The organism is Actinoplanes sp. TBRC 11911, from assembly GCF_012933445.1.
In the GTDB taxonomy this organism is placed as follows: domain Bacteria; phylum Actinomycetota; class Actinomycetes; order Mycobacteriales; family Micromonosporaceae; genus Actinoplanes.
This window is the reverse complement of sequence record NZ_JABBNC010000025.1, coordinates 124,193-145,598: the sequence shown is the minus strand read 5'-3', so window position 1 is coordinate 145,598 and position 21,406 is coordinate 124,193. Positions and strand designations below refer to the sequence as shown.

16 protein-coding genes are annotated in these 21,406 nt (G+C 68.7%); 11 read left to right on the top strand and 5 right to left on the bottom strand.

The features are described 5' to 3' along the window. Window positions 1-52: 52 nt before the first annotated feature. On the bottom strand, window positions 53-3,874 hold the full coding sequence (locus HH310_RS45530; RefSeq protein WP_169178852.1) for a hypothetical protein: 3,822 nt from the start codon (window positions 3,872-3,874) through the stop codon (window positions 53-55). A gap of 222 nt (window positions 3,875-4,096) precedes the next feature. Between HH310_RS45530 and HH310_RS28970 the strand changes: the two genes are divergently transcribed. From HH310_RS28970 to HH310_RS28955, 4 genes are read left to right on the top strand one after another with little or no spacing between them, the layout of a single operon-like run. After that, window positions 4,097-4,414 (top strand): hypothetical protein, encoded by a 318-nt coding sequence (locus tag HH310_RS28970; RefSeq protein ID WP_169178851.1) that lies wholly within the window; start codon window positions 4,097-4,099, stop codon window positions 4,412-4,414. Beyond that, the gene (locus HH310_RS28965) at window positions 4,411-4,743 is read left to right on the top strand and encodes a hypothetical protein (RefSeq protein ID WP_169178850.1); all 333 of its coding nucleotides are present in this window, start codon (window positions 4,411-4,413) and stop codon (window positions 4,741-4,743) included. The genes HH310_RS28970 and HH310_RS28965 overlap by 4 nt, the downstream gene beginning before the upstream one ends. A gap of 12 nt (window positions 4,744-4,755) precedes the next feature. Continuing rightward, window positions 4,756-5,475, top strand: a complete 720-nt coding sequence (locus tag HH310_RS28960) for a hypothetical protein (protein ID WP_169178849.1) — start codon at window positions 4,756-4,758, stop codon at window positions 5,473-5,475. Between the two features lie 2 nt (window positions 5,476-5,477). Next, complete coding sequence (locus HH310_RS28955; protein ID WP_169178848.1) at window positions 5,478-5,795, top strand: hypothetical protein; 318 nt, start codon at window positions 5,478-5,480, stop codon at window positions 5,793-5,795. 24 nt (window positions 5,796-5,819) lie between these two features. On the opposite strand, the gene HH310_RS28950 is transcribed toward HH310_RS28955, so the two are convergent. From HH310_RS28950 to HH310_RS28940, 3 genes are read right to left on the bottom strand one after another with little or no spacing between them, the layout of a single operon-like run. Further along, window positions 5,820-6,806: a hypothetical protein gene (locus HH310_RS28950; RefSeq protein WP_169178847.1), complete on the bottom strand. Its 987-nt coding sequence runs from the start codon at window positions 6,804-6,806 to the stop codon at window positions 5,820-5,822. A 13-nt stretch (window positions 6,807-6,819) separates the two neighbouring features. After that, a complete protein-coding gene (locus tag HH310_RS28945) occupies window positions 6,820-7,215 on the bottom strand; it encodes a hypothetical protein (protein WP_169178846.1) in 396 nt (131 codons plus the stop codon). 31 nt (window positions 7,216-7,246) lie between these two features. Next, window positions 7,247-9,256: a hypothetical protein gene (locus tag HH310_RS28940; protein ID WP_169178845.1), complete on the bottom strand. Its 2,010-nt coding sequence runs from the start codon at window positions 9,254-9,256 to the stop codon at window positions 7,247-7,249. Window positions 9,257-9,616: 360 nt separating this feature from the next. Between HH310_RS28940 and HH310_RS28935 the strand changes: the two genes are divergently transcribed. From HH310_RS28935 to sbnA, 6 genes are read left to right on the top strand one after another with little or no spacing between them, the layout of a single operon-like run. Then, entirely contained in the window at window positions 9,617-12,118 is a 2,502-nt protein-coding gene (locus HH310_RS28935) for a Pls/PosA family non-ribosomal peptide synthetase (RefSeq protein WP_211192744.1), read from the top strand. Window positions 12,119-12,129: 11 nt separating this feature from the next. Continuing rightward, a complete protein-coding gene (locus tag HH310_RS28930; protein WP_169178844.1) occupies window positions 12,130-14,628 on the top strand; it encodes an amino acid adenylation domain-containing protein in 2,499 nt (832 codons plus the stop codon). 24 nt (window positions 14,629-14,652) lie between these two features. After that, window positions 14,653-15,657: a TauD/TfdA family dioxygenase gene (locus tag HH310_RS28925; RefSeq protein ID WP_169178843.1), complete on the top strand. Its 1,005-nt coding sequence runs from the start codon at window positions 14,653-14,655 to the stop codon at window positions 15,655-15,657. 7 nt (window positions 15,658-15,664) lie between these two features. Beyond that, window positions 15,665-16,735 (top strand): 2,3-diaminopropionate biosynthesis protein SbnB, encoded by a 1,071-nt coding sequence (gene sbnB / locus HH310_RS28920; protein WP_169178842.1) that lies wholly within the window; start codon window positions 15,665-15,667, stop codon window positions 16,733-16,735. 21 nt (window positions 16,736-16,756) lie between these two features. Then, window positions 16,757-17,911, top strand: coding sequence for a pyridoxal-phosphate dependent enzyme (locus HH310_RS28915; RefSeq protein ID WP_211192743.1), 1,155 nt, complete (start codon window positions 16,757-16,759; stop codon window positions 17,909-17,911). A 33-nt stretch (window positions 17,912-17,944) separates the two neighbouring features. Next, a complete protein-coding gene (gene sbnA, locus HH310_RS28910) occupies window positions 17,945-18,931 on the top strand; it encodes a 2,3-diaminopropionate biosynthesis protein SbnA (RefSeq protein ID WP_169178841.1) in 987 nt (328 codons plus the stop codon). A gap of 136 nt (window positions 18,932-19,067) precedes the next feature. Here the strand turns inward: sbnA and HH310_RS43290 are convergent, their stop codons facing one another. Continuing rightward, window positions 19,068-19,418 (bottom strand): hypothetical protein, encoded by a 351-nt coding sequence (locus HH310_RS43290; protein ID WP_211192742.1) that lies wholly within the window; start codon window positions 19,416-19,418, stop codon window positions 19,068-19,070. An 805-nt stretch (window positions 19,419-20,223) separates the two neighbouring features. Between HH310_RS43290 and HH310_RS28900 the strand changes: the two genes are divergently transcribed. Continuing rightward, window positions 20,224-20,898 carry an HAD family phosphatase gene (locus HH310_RS28900; RefSeq protein ID WP_169178840.1) on the top strand — a complete coding sequence of 225 codons (675 nt, stop codon included), beginning with the start codon at window positions 20,224-20,226 and terminating at the stop codon, window positions 20,896-20,898. Window positions 20,899-21,406: the final 508 nt, after the last annotated feature.

The window sequence follows — 21,406 nt, the reverse complement described above, 5'->3', positions numbered from 1 at the left end:
TGTCCGGCATCGGCCGCGAACGACCGGACAACAAGGCGCGGACAATCAACCTTCAGCCACGGTCCGGGCAAGGCGGTGCGTACGCCATGCCGGGTGCGTAGCGACGCCAGTCGTCCTCGGTCAAGGCGCCCCCGGTCGCCGCGCAGACGTCGCCGAGCACATCTGCCGGGGACAGCCGCGACAATTGCACGGTGGCGTCGTCGCCGGTAGTCAGCAGGGTGTTGTCGTCGCGGCTGAACCCGACCCAGCGGACCCGGCCGGTGTGGCTGGTGATGGCGTGGCCGCGAGCCGAGGGGTGGGCCGGGTCGGCGACGTTCCAGAGCCGGCTGGTCTGGTCCTGGCTGCCGCTGGCCAGGGTGCGCCCGTCGCGGCTGAACGCGACGCTGAGCACGAAGCTGGTGTGCCCGGTCAGCGGTGGCGACCATGCGGACGGGTGGGCGGGGTCGGTGATGTTCCACAGCCGTACGGTGTGGTCCGCGCCGGCGGTGGCCAGGGTGCGCCCGTCCGGGCTGATGGCGAGCGAGCGGACCCCGCCGGTCCGCACCGACAGCCGGGCGAGGTTGCGCGGGTGGCCGGGGTCTGAAACGTCCCATAAGGCGACATGGTCGTCGGCGCCGCCGCTGGCCAGCACTTTACCGTCGGGCCGGAACGCCACGTCGTAGACGACATCGTCGTGCGCGGACAACGCGGTGCCGAGCGCGGCCGGATGCAGTGGATCGGCCACGTCCCACAGTCGTACGGTGTGGTCCTGGCCGCCGGTCGCCAAGATCTGTCCGTCGGGCCGGAACGCGACCGCCTGGACGATGCCGGTGTGCCCGGTCAGCGGCCGGCCCAGCGCCTTCGGATGCGTGGGGTCGGCGACATCCCAGAGGCGTACGGTCCGGTCGTCGCCCGTGCTGGCCAGGACCGGTGCATCCGGCTTGAACGCCAGGCCGTCGACGCCGCCGGTGTGCCCGGTCAGCGGTGGACCGGCCGACCGCGGCGCCGGGGTATCGAGCCGCCACAGCCGTACGGTGTGGTCCGATCCGCCGGTCGCCAGCAGTTCACCGGTGGAGTCGACGACGCCCTCCCGGACCGGTCCCGCGTGCGCCGTGAGTGTCGTGTCCGGCAGATGCCAGAGCCGGGCCGTCCGGTCCTGGCTGACGCTGGCGAGCGTGTGGCCGTCCGGGCTGAACGCCAACCAGTAGACGTACGCGCTATGTCCGGTCAGCGGACGCCCGAGCGGCAGCGGGTTGGCCCGATCGGCGAGGTTCCACAATCGAACGGTCTGGTCGGCACCCGCGGTGGCGAGCACCGTTCCGTCCGGGCTGAAGGCGACAGCGTAGACCGTGTCGGTGTGGCCGGTCAGCGGCCGGCCCAGCGGGCGGGCGCGCGCCGGGTCGTGGACGTCCCACAACCGCACGCTGTGATCGTTGGAGACCGTGGCGAGCAGACGTGCGTCGGGTGCGAAGGCGGCTGCGTAGACCGTGTTCGTGTGCCCGATCAGCGGCGGACCCCACGGCACGGGGTGGGCCGGGTCGGTCACGTTCCACAGGCGTACGGTCCGGTCGTGGCCGAGACTGACCACCGTACGGCCGTCCGGGCTGAAAGCTGCTGACGCGACCGGCTCGGTGGTGCCGGTCATCGGCGGACCGATCGGGGTGGCGTGGGCCGGATCGGCGACGTTCCAGAGCCGTACGGACCGGTCCTGGCCCGCGGAAACCAAAAGCCGCCCGTCGGGGCTGAACGAAACCGAGAAGACGTAGCTGGTGTGCCCGGTCAGCGGTGGCCCCCACCGGACCGGACGGCTCGGGTCGGTCACGTTCCACAGCGCGATCGTGCCGTCGCGGCCGGCTGCGGCGAGGGTGCGCCCGTCCGGGCTGAACGCCAGCCAGTAGACCCGCCCGGCCTTCGCCGGCACGGGCGCGCCTAGCGCAACCGGATGGAAGGGATCCGCGACGTTCCACAGCCGGATCGTGTCGTCCTGGCCGCCGGTGGCCAGCACACGTCCGTCACCGCGATAGGCCACGCCGTAGATCACATCGGTATGTCCGGTGAGGACCGTCGCGAGGGATTCGTTCTCCGCGGTGACCAGGTCGGTGTAGACGTCCGGAGCCGGATCCAGCCGGTATGACGCCAGCTGGAGGCGGGCGGCGAGCGAGATGTCGGTCTGGGCCAACTGCTGGGCCTGGAAGCTCATCCGGCCCGCGACCGCGCGGTCGCGTTCGGTCACCGCCGTCGCGCGCTGCCGCAACGCCACGACCGCGCTGACCGAGGCGACCACCGCAAGAACACACAGCAACACCAGCGCCATCCGGCGTAAGCAGGCGTTACGTCGTTCGTGCAGCACCGACGCGGCCAGGAACTCCCGCACCTGGTCGGCGGGCATGACAGCGACGCGATCCTCGTCCAGCCAGTGACGGGCGGCGACCAACCGGCTGCCGCGCAGCAGACCGCTGGAATCGCGTCCCTCTCGCCGCCAGGCGGCGGCCGCATCGGCCAGCTCCTGGTAGGAGTGCAGGGCGGCCCGGTCGGCGCTGATCCAGCAGGCGAGCCTCGGCCAGGCGAGCAGGAGCGCCTCGTGAGTCAGCTCGACCGTATCGGTGTCCAGGGTGACGAGCCGGGCTCCGGCGAGAGCCTCGAGCACCGCGCCCGTCTGAGCGCCCGGGAATTCGGTCCGCCGGGCCCGGCGCCTCGTGTCACCGATCCCGTCGCCCAACGTGACCAGACGCAGGAAGATCGACCGCGCGACCTGCTGTTCCGCCGGTGACATGGCCAGATAGCCGGCCTCGGCGGAGTTGGCCAGGGCGTGATGCATCCCGCCCGCGGCCTCGTAGCCGCTCAGCGTCAGCGCGTTGCCTCGACGGCGTTGCCACGTCTCCCGCATCGCGTGCGACACCAGCGGCAGCACGGTCGGCTGCCCCACGGCGTCGGCCACCACCCGCGCCAGCAGCGCGCCTTCCAGGGTGTATCCGGCTCGGGTGGCGGGCTGCCCGATGGCCCTGCGAAGGTCGTCCACCGTCATCGGCCCGACCAGCAACGTCGAGTCCTGCAGCGCCGCGAACAGCTCCGCGTGCTCGGCGCACCTCTGGAAGAAGTCCGCCCGTACGCCGAGAACGACCCGCAGCCGGCTGTTGGCAGCCTGGGCGGCGGTCAGTAACGCCGCGACGAAGGCATTCCGCTCGGCCGGGTCGTCGCAGACGCTGAAGATCTCCTCGAACTGGTCGACCACCAGCGTCATGTCGATGCCGGCGGGCCGATCGGCCATCGCCTGAAGCACCGTGCGGTGCAGGGTTCGGGGATCGTCACGCAGGTCGTCGGCGCCGTTCACCGCCATCGCCAGCTGGGCGGCACACGTCTCGAGCGGGTGCGGACCGGGCGTGATCAGCATGACCGGCGCGGCGTCGCCTCGGAGCCGGGCGACCAGCCCGGCGCACAACAGCGACGACTTGCCCGAGCCGGATGCGCCCAGCACGGCCAGAAAACGTCCCGCCGCCACCCGTTCGACCAGCTCATCGGTCAGTCGCTCGCGGCCGAAGAACCGCTCGGCGTCCTGCGGTTGGAACGCGGCCAGCCCGGCGTACGGGCAGTCCGCCTCGTCGGGGGCCGGCCCATTGTCCGCATCGGCCGACCAGGTGGCGGCGGTCGCCCGCCAGCGCGTCTCCCACTCGTCCGGGTCGCCGTCGCACGCCCGGACGTAGGCCAGTGCCACCGCCAGAGTCGGCAGCCGCTGCCCCGAGGCCGCATCGGCCAGCGTGCTGGACGAATAATGCGCAAGCCGCGCGAGCTCCCGGTACGAGGGCGAACCGGCCTTGACCCGCAGCGCGCGAAGATCAGCGGCAAAGCCGGTCAGCGCACCGCCGTCATCCGGCAACGACCGCTCACCTCGTGGCACGCCAGCCTCCCGGTCGTCACCGGACGATCCACGCCCAACGCCCGATGTCTTCGATGTCGGACATCAGCACCTCCGCCGGACGTCATAGTAACTTATCGATGTAATCGGGCTCGCGCAGAGGAAGGGAATGCCAGCTTTTCCTTGATCGATGTGGGTGGCTTTCCTTTGGTACGGTCGGGCAGCCGGAAAGGTTTTAGCGTTCGCGGGAGGGGTGAGCCGAGCGTGACGGGCGAGGCCCTCGAAGTGCGGCGGCTGGTCGGCAAGGTCGTGCTGTTCCTGGTGCTGTGCTGGGTCGTGGTGCTGATCGCGGGAGTGGCGGGTGCGGCCGGCGGCGCGTCCTTCGATCCGCTCAACGTGGCGCTGGCGGTGTTGCCGGGGTGTGCGTTTGTGCCGGCTGCCTACTTCGCGGTGCGGCTGCACACCACGACGGATCCGGTGCAGGCCGGCAGGCTCTGGCCGAAGACGCTGGTGTGCGGGGCGGCCGGGGTGCTGCTGCTGGCCGGCGCGGCCTACGCGCTCTACGCCGGAGGACAGTCGTGACGTTCCGGGCCGACTCGTCCGGCATCCGGGTATTCGCTGCCGAGCTCCGCGAGTCGTACTCGGAGGTCGAGCTCGCGAAGAATTACCTCCACCGGCACGGCGACTTCGGCTTTCACCAGGCGGGCGTGATCGGTCTTCTCGCCGGGCAGCATCGGGGTTTCCTGGCGCAGCTGGAAGAGCTGCACAACCAACTGCTGACCATTCTCTGGCGCTCCGGTGAAGCCCTTACCGAGGTGGCCGTCGACTACGACGACACGGACAAGGCCAGCGCCGTCCGTGCCGATGCCGCCTATCCGGCGGTGCCTCGGCCCGTGCCGAGCAGAGACTGACGAGGGCTGGACATGGCCGGGGCCGCTCAGCACCTGATCGATCCGGCCGAACCGCGGGACGACATGGCCCACGGGTTCGCCAACCCGTTGGACTTCTTCAACTACCTGTCCCCGAGCGCCTGGGTCAACGGCGTCATCGAGCAAGTTTCCGGGGTCGACATCTTCGGGTACGCGACCGACACGCTCACCGGCGAATGGGACGCGCTGTACAAATTTGGGGACGCGCTCGACTCCCTCGCGCAGTTTCTGCAGCAGGCGGGCATCGATGTCCAGGCGGGTATCAACCGGTTGGACAGCAACTGGGACGGCAACGCGGCGGACGCGGCGGTCACGTACTTCACCTCGCTGGCCGCCGCGACCAGCCGCCAGCAACTCGCACTCCACCACGCGGCGGAGGGCTACCGCGATGCCGCCCGTGGCGCGTGGCAGTTGTCCAACCAGCTCGGCAACGTCCTGCAGGCCGTCACGGACAAGGCGATCCTGATCGGCGTGTCCGCCGCGATCGGGACCGTCACCGCCGAGACCGGTGTGGGGGCGGTGGTCGGTTACGGGGTCGCCGGGTGGCAGACGATCGAACTGCTCAACCTGATCAACCGAGCGTCCATGATCATCAACACGGCGGGGACGGTGATCATGGCGGCGTTCGGAGGCGGCATGGCAGTCGCCGGGCAGGGCGGAGATCTGTCGGCCGTCCCGCTGCCGGCCGCACCCTACGCACCGCCGGGAGCGTAGGCGTGGGCGAACCGATCGATGACGAACTGCGAAGAATGACCGGCAATCCCAAGGTGGCGGACGCGATCAGCGCCGGCCTACGCCAGTTGACCAAGGGCGGGGCGGGCCCCGAGCTTGCCGAGATGGCCAGGGATCTTCTGGCGGGCCGCATCAGCTTGCGGGACGTCGGACGAAGCTCGGCATACGGGCCTCAACTCGTCGAAGCGTTCAGCAAGTTCCGTCAGTGGCAAATCGACCTGTCCCCGGAGGAACGCGAGCGCATCGAACGTCAGACCGAGGAGCAATTCGGGGACGCCGCAGCGCCTGACCACCAGGTCTAACGCCCCCGCCGGCGCGAGGACTTGTCACTGCATGGCGGTAGCCGGCGGGTGCTCGAAGGATTCGGGGCAGCGGAAGGTGTATAGCGAATAGCCGCGCCCGATCTGCACGCCGACGGTATCCGCGGACGCGTTCGAGTCGTCCTCTGACGGGCGCCAGCTGCAACGCATGCCGTTCCAGTCGGTCGAGGCCGCGGTGAAGGTCAAGGTCATCGCGGCGCCGCAGACAACACAATCCATCGGGTACGGGTCGGTCAGCGACCAGTTCGCATACCCGCCGACCTTCCAGCCCGGCGCCAGCGAAAGGTCGCTCTGATAATCGGGACGGCTTTCCTCGTCGTTGCGCCACTCGTGAAGCCGCTCGCGCAGGTCGTCGGGGAGCAGGTCGGCGTACTGGTATTCGCGCACCTGTTCGGGGTGCACCACGCACGCAACCGGCAGGTACATGTCGCTGACCACAGCCGGCTCGGGAGGCGCCTCGAGCACCGGGCCAACGGCGGAACTGTCACGCCAGTAGAGAAAGACGCGAGGGCTGTAGTGACGGTCCGAGTGGTCCACCGGGCACCACAGCACCTGGAGCACATCGGTGCCGTCCGGGCCGGCGTAGTCCGGGACGTCCCGGCGGTACAGCTGCGCGACGGGCACCAGCGGGATCGGATCCTCGATCAGGTCATCCAGATCCAGGTCGTCGGCCGCGGCGAGTTCGACCCGTTCGTCGACGGTCAAAAACTCCCCGCCTGCCAGCGGTTCCCGGCCGTTCGCGGTCGCGAGGATCTCCCGCCTGCGGCGCACGGCGGCCGGCGTGCTCAGGTTGTACGGCTCGTGCGCCCCCGCGTCGTCGCAGACCGGCCACGCCTCGTCGGCAGGCCACAGCAGTGGCCCGCCGACGGAGCTGTCCGCGACGGTCGGAGCACCGGACCTGGGATGCAGGCGGCTCGCGGTGGTGGAGTGCTCCCGCAGTTCAGGGATTATTGCGGCGATGTCCAGTGGGCGCGGGGGCGTGGTGCGGACCATAGCAATCGGCAGGCTACAGGTTGTTGATTCGGGCCAGTAGCTCGGCCTCGGTCAGGTTTTCCAGCACCGCGTCCTGCTTGCGGCCCAGAACCGCCACCAGCTTCTCCTTCTCCAGCTTCTTGGCCGCCGCCGCCTTCGCCGCCTGGGCCTCCGCGAGGCGTACGGCAATGACGTGCTTGACGACTTCCAGCTTGGTCTCCAAGGTTGCCTTGGCCGGATTGGCCTCGGTGGCCACGAACGACTCGGTGTCGACGGCCTTGAGCTCGGCGTTGACCGCCTTGGCCACATCATCGAGGCTGAAGCCGGACTTGGCGGTCAGCGGAAGCTCCCACAGCTGTTCCGTGGTCAGCAGTCCCTTGGCCGACGGATAGCGGAACTTCTCCCGGGTGGCCTTCTCGAAAATTGTCATGGTGGCCTCTCTGGAATATCGGGGCAGGGAATCAGAACTGGATGCTGACGAGGCGGCGCCGGCCGCCGGTCGTGGTTACCTTGGCGACCACCGAGCTGCGGACCGTGGAGCTGAAGCCGAGGCCGGAAAGTTGATCCGGGGACGGCTCGCATTTGGTGCGGTCGCCGAGCACCTCGAACACCTTGCGATGCGGTTGCAGGTCGCTGCGGAGGAACTCGTTGTAGATCCCCCGCGTCGGCTGGTCGTTCACGCACCCCTTGAGGATGAAGAAGTAGTGGCGGTTGCCGACCTCGTTGTCGTCGAAGTAGTTCGGCGAGTACATGACGGTTGACACCGGTACGAACTGTTCGGTGGTGATGCCCCACAGCTCCTTGCCCGCAGTGCCCGCCTGCACGTCCTTGCCCGGCCGGAAAGCGGTGACCACTCCGCCGGCAACCGTCATCCGGCCCACCTCGACGGTCTCCTTGTGGCCGACCGCGCGCTCGTGGCTGTAGTGCTCGATCTTCCCGTTGCTCTCGGTCTCGATCACGAAGCCGACCCGGTTGCTGTCCCGCTTGCGGAACTGGTTCACCTCGATCCGGTACTCACCGTCGGGAACACGGTCGGTCCAGGTGACGTTCTCCACCGGCTCGCTGGAGAGCGTCCCGCTGGCGTTCATGTCGACGTCCAGCTTGTTGCGCTTCTCCTGGTACCAGATGTGGTCGCCGTTGGGCTCGTACACGTGCAGGTCGAGGTCGTCGTGGTTGAACCAGGACAAGCTCACCCGCAGCTTGCCGGTGACGTTGCCGCCGGCGCGCTTGACCTTCTCCCGGATCGAGTCGGTGACGTTTCCGCCGTACGACCAGCCGAAATCGTTGTCCCACCGGAACAACCGCGGAGCAGCCGGGTGCCGGCCGGTGGTGAGGCTGACGAGGTGCGGCTCGTAGGTGCTGGCGACCCAGAGGTCGATGGAGGCCGCGCCGGGCAGGATGTCCTTCATGAAGGAGACCACCGGAATCTCCTCCGGCTTGGCGTCGCGAACGAACGTACCTGACGACCGGGTGGTGGCCGCCCGCATGAGCAGCCCTTCGATGCCGTCCTTCATCTGCGCGTGGGTGTCGTTGTCGACCCACAGCACGTTGGTGACCGACACGTCGGACAGCCGGGCGAACCGCCGCTGCAGCGACTCCTCGATGCCCAGCTCGGCAATGGTCTTCATGGCGGCCTTGACCATGCTCGGGGTGATCAACGCGGTGGGGCGCTGGTAGTTCTGCGGCGCCACCTTCGCCTCGAACGACCGGACCGCCTGCTCCAGGTCGACGCCGGCGGAGAGATCCTGGACGAGGGTGCCGATCACCGTGTTGCGGAACCGGGCCGCCGGGTTCATGGCGTTGGCGAAGACGAAGGCACGTCGGTCGGTCGCCTGGGTCCACCGGTTCTGCAGCGAGCGGAATTCGGTCGCCGCTCGGCGATGCTCGGCGCCGCGGTAAAGCGCGTTGTCGTCGATGAGGTCGACGACGGCGTCCAGAGCATGCCGGGTCAGTTCGGCCAGGCCGCGCTGGAAAACCTGTACCCCGGCATCGAAGCTGCCCTGTGCCGCGCCGACGTCCTCGATGCGATGCCGCTTCTCCACCCGGCCGTGCAGGTGCTGCCACACCTCGACCTGACCGTCGCGCAGCGTTCGGGTGGTCTTCGTCCCGTACTGCGCCTGAGCGGACCGGAAGATGGTGGACAACGGCAGCGAAAGAACGAACTCGTCCAGAGCCGCGGCGACGACGGAGAAGACCGGGTCGGATGCCGACACCCCGGACCAGACCGTACGGACCCGCCCGTCCTGGACCTCGACGACGTTGCCGAAGTGCTTGATGAAACCGCGGCAGGTCGAGCAGTCGTACGCGGATCGCTCACGGAACCGCGGATTGGTGCCGGCCGGGAACGAATCGAGAAAGGTGAGCCAGAGTGAGTCCCGGTCGAGACCGTCACCGACGACGTACAACTCGCCCTTGGACATCGTGGACAGACGCGAAGTCACGTCCGTCACGAACTGCTGGTAATCGCCCACCGCTTCAACCCCCTTGATCGCCGGAGATCCTACGGAGCGAATGCCAAGCGGAGGAACCCGTTTTCCGGCTGACCGCACGGTCACAGACGGGCGCCGGCGACCGGGGATGGGTTCCGTCTAGATTTGGACTGTCTAGACCAGTCTGAAAGCCCTCCTCCGCCGACAGGGCCGCTCCCCCGGACCCGATCGGGCTAGGCCCATTTCCGGGTCCGGCCAGCCGACCGGCCGGAGTTGACGCCTGCACCAACAGCACCTTGCGGGATCAGGACACGTACGGGGCCCCATTGAGGTAACGTCCCGTACCGATTCGATCACGGGGAGTAATCCTCACGATTTTGGATACCTCTGCAAGGAGTTCGTGTGGTTCGCAAATCTGTCGAGGTCTTGGCAGCCGTTGCGGCTGATTCGGCAACCACCCCGGGCGGTGGGACCGACAGGATTCTTGCCGAGGTGCTGGCCGGCGTCGTACGCGTCGAGCACGTGTCGGCCGACAGCCACTTCTTCGACGACCTGGGCGCGGACTCGATGGTGATGGCCCAGTTCTGTGCCCGGGTGCGCAAGCGCGCGGACCTGCCGTCGATATCGATGAAGGACGTCTACCAGCACCCCACGATCAGGAGTCTGACGGCCGCGCTCGAGCCGCCGAGCGTTGCACCGGTCGAGCCGGCCGCCGCGTCCGGCACCGCGGCGACGCCGGTCAGCACGCGGCAGTACGTCCTCTGCGGAACGCTCCAGGTACTGGTCATGTGCGCGTACACCTACGTCCTCGCGCTCGGCTTCCATCTGAGCTTCGACTGGATTTCCGCCGGGGACGGCCTGATTGCCGCCTATCTGCGCGCGGTGCTGGCCGGCGGCGCGACCTTCCTCGGCGCCTGCGTCCTGCCGATCGCGGCGAAGTGGGCGCTCGTCGGGCGGTGGCGACCGCAGCGGATCCCGATCTGGAGCCTGGCCTACCTCCGCTTCTGGGTGGTCAAGTCGCTGGTCACGCTGAACCCGCTGGTCCTGTTCGCCGGCTCGCCGATCTACAACCTCTATCTGCGGGCGCTGGGTGCCAAGGTCGGGCGCGATGTCCTCATCCTGTCCCGGCGCGCGCCCACCTGCACCGACCTGCTCACCGTCGGCGACGGCACGGTCATCCGCAATCACACGTTCTTCACCTGCTACCGGGCCGTGGCCGGGATGCTCCAGACCGGCGCGGTCACCCTCGGGCGCGACGTGTACGTCGGCGAGAAGTCGGTGCTGGACATCGAGACCGCGATGGGCGACGGGGCCCAGCTCGGGCACGCCTCCACACTGCATGAGGGGCAGGCGGTGCCCGCCGGCGAGCACTGGCACGGGTCACCCGGCCAGCCGACCCGCTCGGACTACCGCACGCTCGGATCCGCCGGCCGCACCACCCGCCGGAAGGTCACCCACACCCTGCTGCAGCTGACGCTGTGGTTGCTCGTGTACGTCCCGGTGACCAGCGGTGGCCTGGCCGTCTTGTTCGCCGAGGTGCCGGCGCTCAACGCCGTGATCGAGCCGGGTGGTCAGGCTCTGACGCACCGGTCGTTCTACGTCACCGTGCTGGTCACGTCCCTCGCGCTCTTCTTCGGCTCGATGCTGCTCAGCATCCTCACCGTCGTCACCGTTCCCCGGGTGCTCAACCTCGCCATCAAGCCGGACCGGGTTTACCCCCTCTACGGTTTCCACCACTCGATCCACCGGGCGATCGTGCGCATGACCAACCGGCGATTCTTCGTCCAGTTCTTCGGTGACAGTTCCTACATCGTCGGCTATCTACGCTGCCTCGGATACCGCCTCAAGCCGGTCGTGCAGACCGGGTCGAACTTCGGCACGGACGTGCTGCACGAGAATCCCTACCAGAGCGCGGTCGGCAGCGGAACCGTGATCGCCAGCGGCCTGTTCTTCGTCAACACCGACTACTCGTCTACGTCCTTCCGGGTATCCCGGGCGACCATCGGGCCGCGCAACTTCCTGGGCAACCACATCGTCTACCCCGCCCAGGGCCGGACCGGCGCCAACTGCCTTCTCGCGACGAAGGTCCTCGTTCCGATCGACGGAGAGGTCCGGGAGAACGTCGGGCTCCTGGGGTCCCCCAGCTTCGAGATTCCCCGCTCGGTCGCCCGTGACAACAAGTTCCAGCACCTGATGGCCGGCGACGAGTTCCGGCGCCGGCTCGCCGCCAAGAACCGGCACAACCTGCGCACCATGGCGTACTGGCTGCTGGCGCATTGGGTGTACGCCTTCGGGCTCACCCTGTTCGGTCTTCTCGCCGCCGACTTCTACGCGGACCTGGGCTCGGTGGCGATCGCGTTGGGCGAGATCTCCGTCATCGTGTTCACGCTGCTGCACGTCGTACTGACCGAACGCGCGGCGCTGGGATTCCGCGGGATGCAGCCGAAGTACTGCTCGATCTACCAGGAGGGCTTCTGGGAATCGGAGCGCCTGTTCAAGATGCAGGCGAGGCCGGGGCTGCACTCCGCTTTCGTCGGTACCCCGATCCAGTCCTGGTTCTGGCGGATGGTGGGTGTCCGGCTCGGCCGCAGACTCTTCGACGACGGCTGCGGCATGTCCGAGAAGAACCTGGTGACCATCGGCGACGACGTCACCCTCAACGCCGGCTCGACGATCCAGTGCCACTCGCAGGAGGACTACGTCTTCAAGTCGGACCGCACCACCGTCGGTTCCGGCTGCACCATCGGCGTCGGGGCGCTCGTCCACTACGGCGTGGCGATGGGCGAGGGTGCGGTGCTCGCGCCGGACGCCTTCCTCATGAAGGGCGAAGAAGTTCCGCCGTACGCGCGGTGGGGTGGTAACCCGGCCCGCGAGATGCGTCCCGCTCTGACCGCCGACCGATAACGAGGGAGTCGATGGAAATGCCAGCCGAGGCCAGCCGAGAATTCTGGCGTGGGGTGTTGAACGCCGGCGGGTTCACCCCGATCCCACGGTGGACGCTCGACGCGGAGCCGGCCGTCGCCCAGCTCGAGGCGACGATCCCCGACGACGTGGCGGCGGCGTTGCACGGGCTGGCGGTTCCGCTCGGCTCGGTGCTGCTGGCGGCGCACGCCAAGGTGCTCGCCGTGCTGTGCGGCGAGAGCGAGGTGGTGACCGGCTACGTCGCCGGGCCGGCCGATCGGCCGCTGCCCTGCCGGCTGACGACCGACCCCCACACGTGGCGGACGATGCTGCTGGACGTCCACCGCGCCGAGTCGGAACTGCTGTCGCACCGGGACTTCCCCGTCGACGATCTACGTCGTGAGCTGGGCCGGACCGGACCGTCGTTCGAGACCGTGTTCGATCCGACCGGCAGTGCCGGCGATCTCGCCGACGACACCGTGCTGTGGGTGGGAGTCCGGCGGCACGACGGCCGGCTCGTGCTGCGCCTGCGGTACCGGACCGAGGTGCTCGACGAAGGCTGCGCCGGCCGGATCGCCGGCTACCACCTCGCCGCGCTCGCGCTGATCGCCGCGGACGCCGATGCCGAGCACAAGCGGCAGACCCTGCTCTCCGCCGAGGAACTAAGCCTCCAGCTCGACGGGATGGCCGGACCCCGGCGGGAACTGCCGGACCGCCGGATGCACGAGTTGTTCGAGCAGCGGGTGGCGGCGCACCCGGACGCCGTCGCGGCCATGCACGGCGACGAGCAATGGACCTACCGGCAGCTCAACGAGCATGCCAACCGGTTGGGACGCGCCCTGCTGGCACGGGGCCTGCGCCGCGAAGGCGTCGTCGCGGTGGTGATGGAGCGCAATCTCGACTGGATGGCCGCCGTCCTGGCCATCTTCAAGGCCGGCGGCGTGTACCTGCCCCTCGAGCCGCATTTCCCGGCCGGTCGCATCGCGACCGCGCTCGCGCGGGCCGAGTGCGATCTGGTGCTGACCGAACACGGCAGCACCACCACCCTCGACCAGGCTCTCGACGAGACACCGGCGATCCGGAAGCTCTTCGTGGACGCGGCCGGCGCCGAGGGCCATGCCGCCGGGAATCTCGGCGTCGACGTCGCACCGGACCAGCTCGCCTACATCCTCTTCACCTCCGGCTCCACCGGGGAGCCCAAGGGCGCGATGTGCGAGCACGCGGGCATGCTCAACCACATCTACGCCAAGCTCGCCGACCTGGAGGTCGGCGAAGGGCAGGTGGTGCCCCAGACCGGCCCCCAGTGCTTCGACATCTCGGTCTGGCAGCTGTTGGCCGCGCTCCTCGTCGGTGGGCGGACCCTGCTGGTCGACCACGAGGTGATCCTGGACGTCGAGCGGTTCGTCGACACCATCGTCGACGGCCGGGCCGCCGTGCTCCAGGTGGTGCCGTCCTATCTCGACGTCGTCGTGTCCTATCTGGAGCAGCATCCGCGCGAGCTGCCGGACCTGCACTGCGTATCGCCCACCGGCGACTTCCTGAAGCGGGAGCTCGTGCAGCGCTGGTTCGCGGCACAGCCCGGAATCAAGCTGGTCAACACGTACGGGTTGACCGAGACCTCCGACGACGCCGTCCACGAGACCATGGACCGGGTACCGGATCGGCCCCGGGTGCCGCTCGGGCGGCCGATCAGCAACGTGCACGTATACGTCGTCGACGAGCACCTCTCACCCGTACCACTGGGTGCCCCCGGCCTGATCGTCTTCTCCGGAGTCTGCGTCGGCCGCGGGTACATCAACGACCCCGAGCGCACCCGCCAGATGTTCGCCGCCGATCCGCACCGCCCCGGCGAACGCCTCTGCCGCAGCGGCGACTACGGCCACTGGCAACCCGAGGGCAAGCTGGAGTTCCTCGGCCGCCGCGACAACCAGGTCAAGATCCGCGGCTTCCGGATCGAGATCGGCGAGATCGAGAATGCGCTGCTGCGCGTGCCGGGTGTCCGCGACGGCGCCGTGGTGGTCACCGAGTCGGCCGACCGTAGCAAGCACCTGGTGGCCTTCTATTCCGGGCAGCGGCTCCTCGATGGCGGCGCACTGCGGGACCTGCTGCCCGACTACCTCATCCCGTCGGCCTTCCACTGGCGGGAGAGTCTGCCGCTCACCGCGAACGGCAAGATCGATCGGACGACGCTGACGGCGCTCGCCGCGGACCTCGACGCCGTCCGCGAGGACTATCAGGCGCCGGGCACCCCCACCGAGCGGTGGCTGGCGGCCGCCTGGGCGAAGGTGCTCGGCATCCCGCAGGACCAGATCGGCCGGCAGGACCACTTCTTCGACCGGGGCGGCACATCGCTGTCGGCGGTGAAAGTGGCGATCACCCTCGACCGTGCGGTGTCCCTCGCCGACCTCACCCAGCACCCGATCCTCGCCGATCTGGCCGGGCTGATCGACGGCCGTCCGAGTGACGCGGCACGCGCCGTGCTGGCCGCCGCCGACCCGCTGTACGCCTCCTGAGCAGCAAACGAGAAGGAGATAGACATGTCGTCCACATCCACGGCGTCATTGCTCGACGTCGACCTGCGATCCGGGAGACCACCGGTGCTGCGGGCCGAGGCCGCCGGCGACGCGGCGAGCTGGGTGACCGAACATCGGGGCGCGCTGCGCGCCGTCGTCGCCGAGCACGGTTCGGTCCTGGTCCGCGGTTTGGCGCTGGCCACCCCGGCCGAGACCGGCGACGTCTTCCGGCGGCTGGCGACCGGTCTGATGACCGAGAGGGAGGCCTTCGCGGCCCGGCAGATCCATGCCGACGGCGTGTACTCCTCGTCGACGTGGCCGCCGAACCAGCCGATGTGCATGCACCACGAACTGACCTACCTCCTGGAGTTTCCGAGCCTGATGCTGTTCGCCTGCCTCAGCGCGCCCACGACCGGTGGCGCGACCGCGGTTGCCGACGGACCGGCCGTGCTCGACGCGCTGCCCGCCGACCTGATCGAACGGTTCGCCCGGGAGGGCTGGCTGCTCACCCGCAGCTACAACGACGAGATAGGTGCGTCCCTCGCGGAGGCGTTCGGCACCGAGGACCGCGCCGCCATCGAGCGGTATTGCCGCGCCAACGCGATCGAGTTCGAGTGGCAACCCGGCGGCGGTCTGCGCACCCGGCAGCGCCGCAGCGCCCTGGTGCGGCACCCGATCACCGGGAGCCGTTGCTGGTTCAACCAGATCGCCTTCCTCAACGAGTGGACGATTGCCGCCGAGGTGCGCGAGTACCTGGTGGACGTCTACGGGGCCGAGGGGCTTCCGTTCAACACCCGCTTCGGCGACGGCGACCCGATCGGCGCCGACGTCGTGCAACTCCTCAACGAGGCGTACGAGGCCAACACCGTTCGCGAGCCGTGGCAGGCCGGCGACCTGCTGCTCGTCGACAACATCCGCACCGCGCACAGCCGGGAGGCCTTCGAGGGACCGCGCGAGGTGCTCGTCGCGATGGCCGACGGGGTACGCCTGGCCGACTGCTCGCCGACCGCCGGGGTGACCGCCGGATGACCGCCGGATGACCGCCGTGGATGTCACCGCAACCGCATCCGTGGCGCCCGGGCCGATCACCGTGCCGCCGTTCGCGACGATCTCCGGGGCACAGGTTCAGCACGCGCTGCGCGGGCACGAGCGGCAGATCGTGGAGCTGGTCGAGGCGACCTATCGGCTGCACGCCGCCGGCGACTCGGTCAACCCGGCGTCCTACTTCCTGCGCTTCCCCGACCGTCCGTCCGCCCGGATCATCGCGCTGCCCGCCTCGATCGGTGGGCAGGTGCGCGTGGACGGCCTGAAGTGGATCTCCAGCTTCCCGGCGAACGTGGCGGCCGGCATCCCGCGAGCCTCCGGGGTGCTGATCCTCAACGACCACGAGACCGGCTACCCGTTCGCGTGTCTGGAGGCGTCGATCATCAGCGCCACCAGAACTGCCGCGTCGGCGGCGTTGGCGGCGGACTGGCTCAGCCGCGGCCGGCCGCGGCCGGCACGTGTCGGGTTCGTCGGGACCGGCCTGATCGCCCGCTACATCCACACCTACCTCACCGCGACCGGCTGGTCGTACGACGAGATCGGCGTGCACGACCTGTCCGCCGCCAGCGCGGCCGGCTTCCGCGGTTACCTGGAGCAGTCGGGCGCGACCGGCCGGATCACCGTCCACGACAGCGCCGAGCAGCTGATCCGCTCCAGCGACCTGGTGGTCTTCGCCACCGTTGCCGCCGCGCCGCACGTCGACGACCCGTCGTGGTTCGCCCACCACCCGCTGGTGCTGCACGTGTCGCTGCGCGACCTCGCGCCGGAGATCGTCATCGCCTCGGCGAACATCGTCGACGACGTCGAGCACTGCCTGACCGCGAACACCTCGCCGCACCTGGCCGAACAGCGTACCGGCGGCCGGGCCTTCCTGCTCGGCACGTTGGACGACGTGATGGCCGGGCGGGTGACACCGCCCGCGGACCGGCCGGTGGTGTTCTCACCCTTCGGCCTCGGCGTGCTCGATCTGGCGGTCGGCAAATACGTGTACGACGAGGCGGTGCGCTCCGGTGGGTTGCGCGTCGTCGATGACTTCTTCCATGAGCTGCGCCGGTACGGATGAGCGGGGGCCATCGTGGGTAACGTGACCGGGTCGGTGGACCTGGCGGGTATGGAACGGCTGCAATACGACTACAGCTCCGCGCTGATGCCGCAGGACCGGCCGGATTCGTTCACCATGTGGCGCTACCGGAAGCTGCTGCCCGGCGCGGACGGTCCGGTGCGGTATCCGATGCCCATCGGCGGCACGCCACTGCTGCCCGCGCCGGCCCTCCGACAGACGCTGGGCATGCCGCGCCTGTGGATCAAGGATGAGACGCGCAACCCGACGGCGTCCAACAAGGACCGGGCCACCGCACTCGTGATCGAAGACGGCCTGCGAAACGGCAAGGACACGATCACCACGGCGTCCACCGGCAACGCCGCGATAGCCACCGCCTTCGGTGCCGCGGCCGCAGGCGTACGGGCCGTCATCTTTGTCTCTACGGACTGCCAGCCGACGAAGCTCGCGCTGATGGCGCAGGCCGGTGCCTGGGTGTTCCGCGTCCCCGACGGCTACGCGGCGGCGGTCGACCTGTCCCGGGGCGCCGCCCGCACGTTCGGCTGGCTCGACCGCAACACCGGCGCCAACCCGCTCACCATCGAGGCGAAGAAGACCGTGGCGTTCGAGGTGTGGGAGCAGCTCGGCCGCCGGCTCCCGGACGTGATGATCGCCCCGGTCGGCGACGGCCCCACGTTGGTGGCGCTCGACAAGGGCTTCGCCGAACTGGTCAGCTGCGGCCTCACCACGCGGCAACCGCGCCTGATCGGGGTGCAGGCCGAGCACTGCCAGCCGTTGGTGCGGGCGTGGCTCGGGATGGCCCCCGGGCCGGCGGAGCTGGATCCCGCCGCCACGCTCGCCGACGGCATCGCGGTCGTGCGCCCGGCCATCGGCGACGCCGTGCTGGAGGCGGTGCGCGGCAGCGGCGGCGCCATGACGGCGGTCACCGAAAGGGCGCTGCTGAGCGCGGTGGCGACGTTGGCCGGCGAGGCGGGCGTGGGTGCCGAACCCGCCGGTGCGGCGGCCCTCGCCGGGCTGGAAAGTGCCGTCGAAGGCGGACTGGTGGATCGGCTGGAAACCGTGGTCCTGCTCGTCACCGGCCGGGAGACGAAGGCGGGCGGCAGGCCCGCCGAGCCGAGCCGGTCGGCGGTCGTCGAAACGCTCGACGAGGTCCAGCGGGTGCTGGAAGGCAATCGGTAACCGCAAACTACGCGCGTACGAACGGAGAGCATCGTGCCAGTCATATCCGTGCCTCAGGACTACAACGAGGAGGAACTGTACGTCGACCTTCGGCCGATCTTCAGCCGCTCGCTCTTCCTGAAGTGTGAGGGCTTCAACTTCGCCGGCTCGATCAAGCTGAAGGCCGCGACCGAGATGGTGGAGTCCGCCGAGCGAAGCGGAATCCTAACGCCGGGGTCCGTCCTGGTCGAGTCGTCGTCCGGAAACCTCGGCGTGGCACTGAGCATGCTCGCTGCGAACAAGGGTTACGGGTTCATCTGCGTGACCGACTCGCGATGCAATCTCTCGACCCGACGGTTGATGCAGGCGCTGGGCGGCCAGGTGCACATCGTCACGCAGCCGGACCCGGACAGCGGCCTGCTCGGCGCCCGGATCAACTACGTCCGGGCGCTGTGTGCCTCCGACACCCGGTATGTGTGGCTCAACCAGTACCTCAATCCGGCCAACTGGAAGGCGCACTACCACCGGACGGCGCCGGCGATCACCCGTCAGTTCCCGCGGCTGGACGTCCTGTTCGTCGGGGCCGGCACCACCGGCACGCTGATGGGCTGCGCACGTTATCTCCGGGAGTGGCACCGGCCGGTGCGAGTGGTCGCGATAGACAGCGTCGGCTCGGTGACCTTCGGCGGTGCGCCGGGTCGCCGGATGATTCCCGGCCTGGGCACCAGCATTCGCCCGCCGCTGCTCGATGAGTCCTATGTGGATGATGTGTTGTGGGTCGAGGAGGCCGACACCATCCAAACCTGCCATCGTCTGGCCAGGAGCGGATTTCTGTTCGGCGGGTCCACCGGCACGGTGGTCAGCGGCGCGATGCGCTGGCTGGCCGAGCACGACGAGACCGACCTCACCGCGGTGGCCATCGCGCCGGACCTTGGGGAGCGCTATCTCGACACCGTTTATCAGACCAATTGGCTGCGGGATATCTACGGCGAGGACGTGCTCGGCTCCGGTGAACTGATCGCCGGATCCCGGTCCGCCTGAATTTTGGGCCGCCCGCGGCGACCTGCCCCGGCACTACGGCGATTTGCCCGCAGTGCCGGGTGAGGTCGTGACCGCTCCTGTGGATGGGGACTTCAGGGATTCGCGGTCGCCATTTCTATCGTTCCGCTAGCGCGGTTCAGCGGCAGTGCTTGTTGTGCTTGTGGTGGCTCTTCTTGTGGTGGTGGTTCTTGCGGTGGTCGTTGTCGCGCCGGTCGTTGTCCCGACGGTCATTGTCCCGACGGTCATTGTCCCGACGGTCGTTATCGCGACGGTCATTGTCGCGACGGTCGTTATCGCGACGGTCATTGTCCCGACGGTCATTGTCCCGACGGTCATTGTCCCGACGGTCATTGTCCCGACGGTCGTTATCGCGACGGTCGTTGTCCCGGCGGTCGCCCTGGCCGACTGTGGACTTGACGTCCAGCTGACCGGCCGAAGCGGCTGCCTGCGCCGGACCCGCCGTCACCACGGCCGCGACGAGACCCACGCCGGACATCATCAGAACTCGCGTAATCTTATTCATTGCCGTCCATTTCTTGTGACCTCTGAAAGGGAGGGGTGCTTCGCGAGAACAGCAAATCATCTGATTTCCGCATGACCAGGCACGCAACACGCGCTAGTAACCTGGATGATCGACAGCCGGAAAGACAATCATTCGGCTGCGATTCGGGTGACAGTTGATCATCCGTTCGGCCAGGTTGAGCGCGCCGGCAGGGGTTGGGACGCACCAAAAGCAGCAACCGCTCACGTTTCCCGCCGCCGGACCGTCCGCCATGGACACCACGCGATGCGGGTGGCGGCGACCTCAACCAACTAAACCTGCGCGGCACGCTCCTAGATGGCGCCGCGCGCACGTCGATCAGCGCCTCTAACGCGAAAGATCTCTAGCTGCCTGGGTAGACGCTGATCAGCCCGCAAGCGCCGCAGATGTCGGGGTATGAGAGCTGCTGCACACGGGCGGAGGAGGCGTAAACATTTGCGCCGGGACGTGATCATCGGCCGGTGAGCGGCGAGGGCTTCACCGGGGGTAAGGCGCTGTTGATGTTGGTCGGCTCGGGGGCGCTCGGCGGTGTGATGTTGGTGGCCGCCAGGTTTCGCCCGAGGTGCACATCCACGGGGCGCTAACCGGGAACGTGGCGGGCCTCCACGCGAATTTTGAATGTTGGCGATGACAACGCTGACGGGCCTGGCTGGCCGATTTGTCCGCGCTTGCGCAGCCTCGTTTATTGTTCGCGCTCCAGGCCCACCGTCACGGAGCGGGCCGCGCGCAATGCTCGGTAAAGTATTGAGACGTGACTCGCTCCCGCTTCTCCGCCGTGCTGTTCGACTGTGACGGCGTTCTCGTCGATTCCGAGCCGATCACGAACCGCGTCCTGCGAACCATGCTGATCGAGCTCGGTTGGGAGATCTCCGAGCGCGGCTGCATCGACCTGTTCATCGGCCGGGCGTTGAAGGACGAGTGGGCGGTGATCCAGGAACACACCGGCTTCAGGATCGACGACGTCTGGTTGGCGAGCTTCCGCGCCCGGCGTGACGACGCTCTGCGGGTGAGCCTTGTTGCGATCCCCGGCGCCCAGGAGACGGTCCGCGCGGTGGCAGCGCTGATGGGCGACCAGTTCGCCTGTGTGACCGGCGCCGATCGGCCCAAGGTCGAGATGCAGCTGAAGCTGGTCGGGCTGGACCAGTACTTCGGCAGCCGCGTCTTCAGCGGCATGGAGGTACCCAGGAGCAAGCCCGCGCCCGACGTCTACCTCGCCGCCGCCAACGCCCTGAAGATCGATCCGACCACGGCGGTCGTGATCGAGGATTCGGTGGCCGGCGTCACCGCTGGTGTGGCCGCCGGCGCAACGGTGTTCGGGTTCGCGCCCGCGAGCCCCACCCACACAAAGCCGGAAGTCTTGCGCGCGGCGGGGGCAAGCCTCGTCTTCACCGACATGGCCGACCTGCCCGGCTTGCTCGGCGCCTGAGCCTCGCCCGCCGGCGCGGGCAAGCTAGGCGACACGGACCGCGGCGCGGACGCGTTTCAGAGCCCGTCAAAGCCACTGGCGGATGATGGTGACGGTGAGTTTGTCGTACCGCATGGCATGCCGGCCCTGTCTGGGCGGGTCACCTTGCTACTCGTGTCATCGGGGCGGGGCGGCTCTGCCAAGATGCGGCCCAGGTCATTTCGTAGCCGGGCGGCCGCGATCGCGTTGCGGTGGCTCGGGACAGGCATTGCCGCGCGCCGCCGACCGGTTCGCGTCAGCCGGCTCCCGCCGCCGCCCTACGAGGCCATAATGTGGGATCCGTGTCCGCTCTACGGGACCAGCGTCCACATCGTGGCAGCGCGTCCGCGATGTGGGATTCGCATCCACAGTAGACCATTTCTTCCTCCGCTTTCGCACCCTTTGTCCGGCCGCTTTCCCCGACGTTTCGTAGACCTTGGAGACTTATGGCTCGCATGTGGGCGTAAGTCTCCAAGGTCTAAAGAAAGCC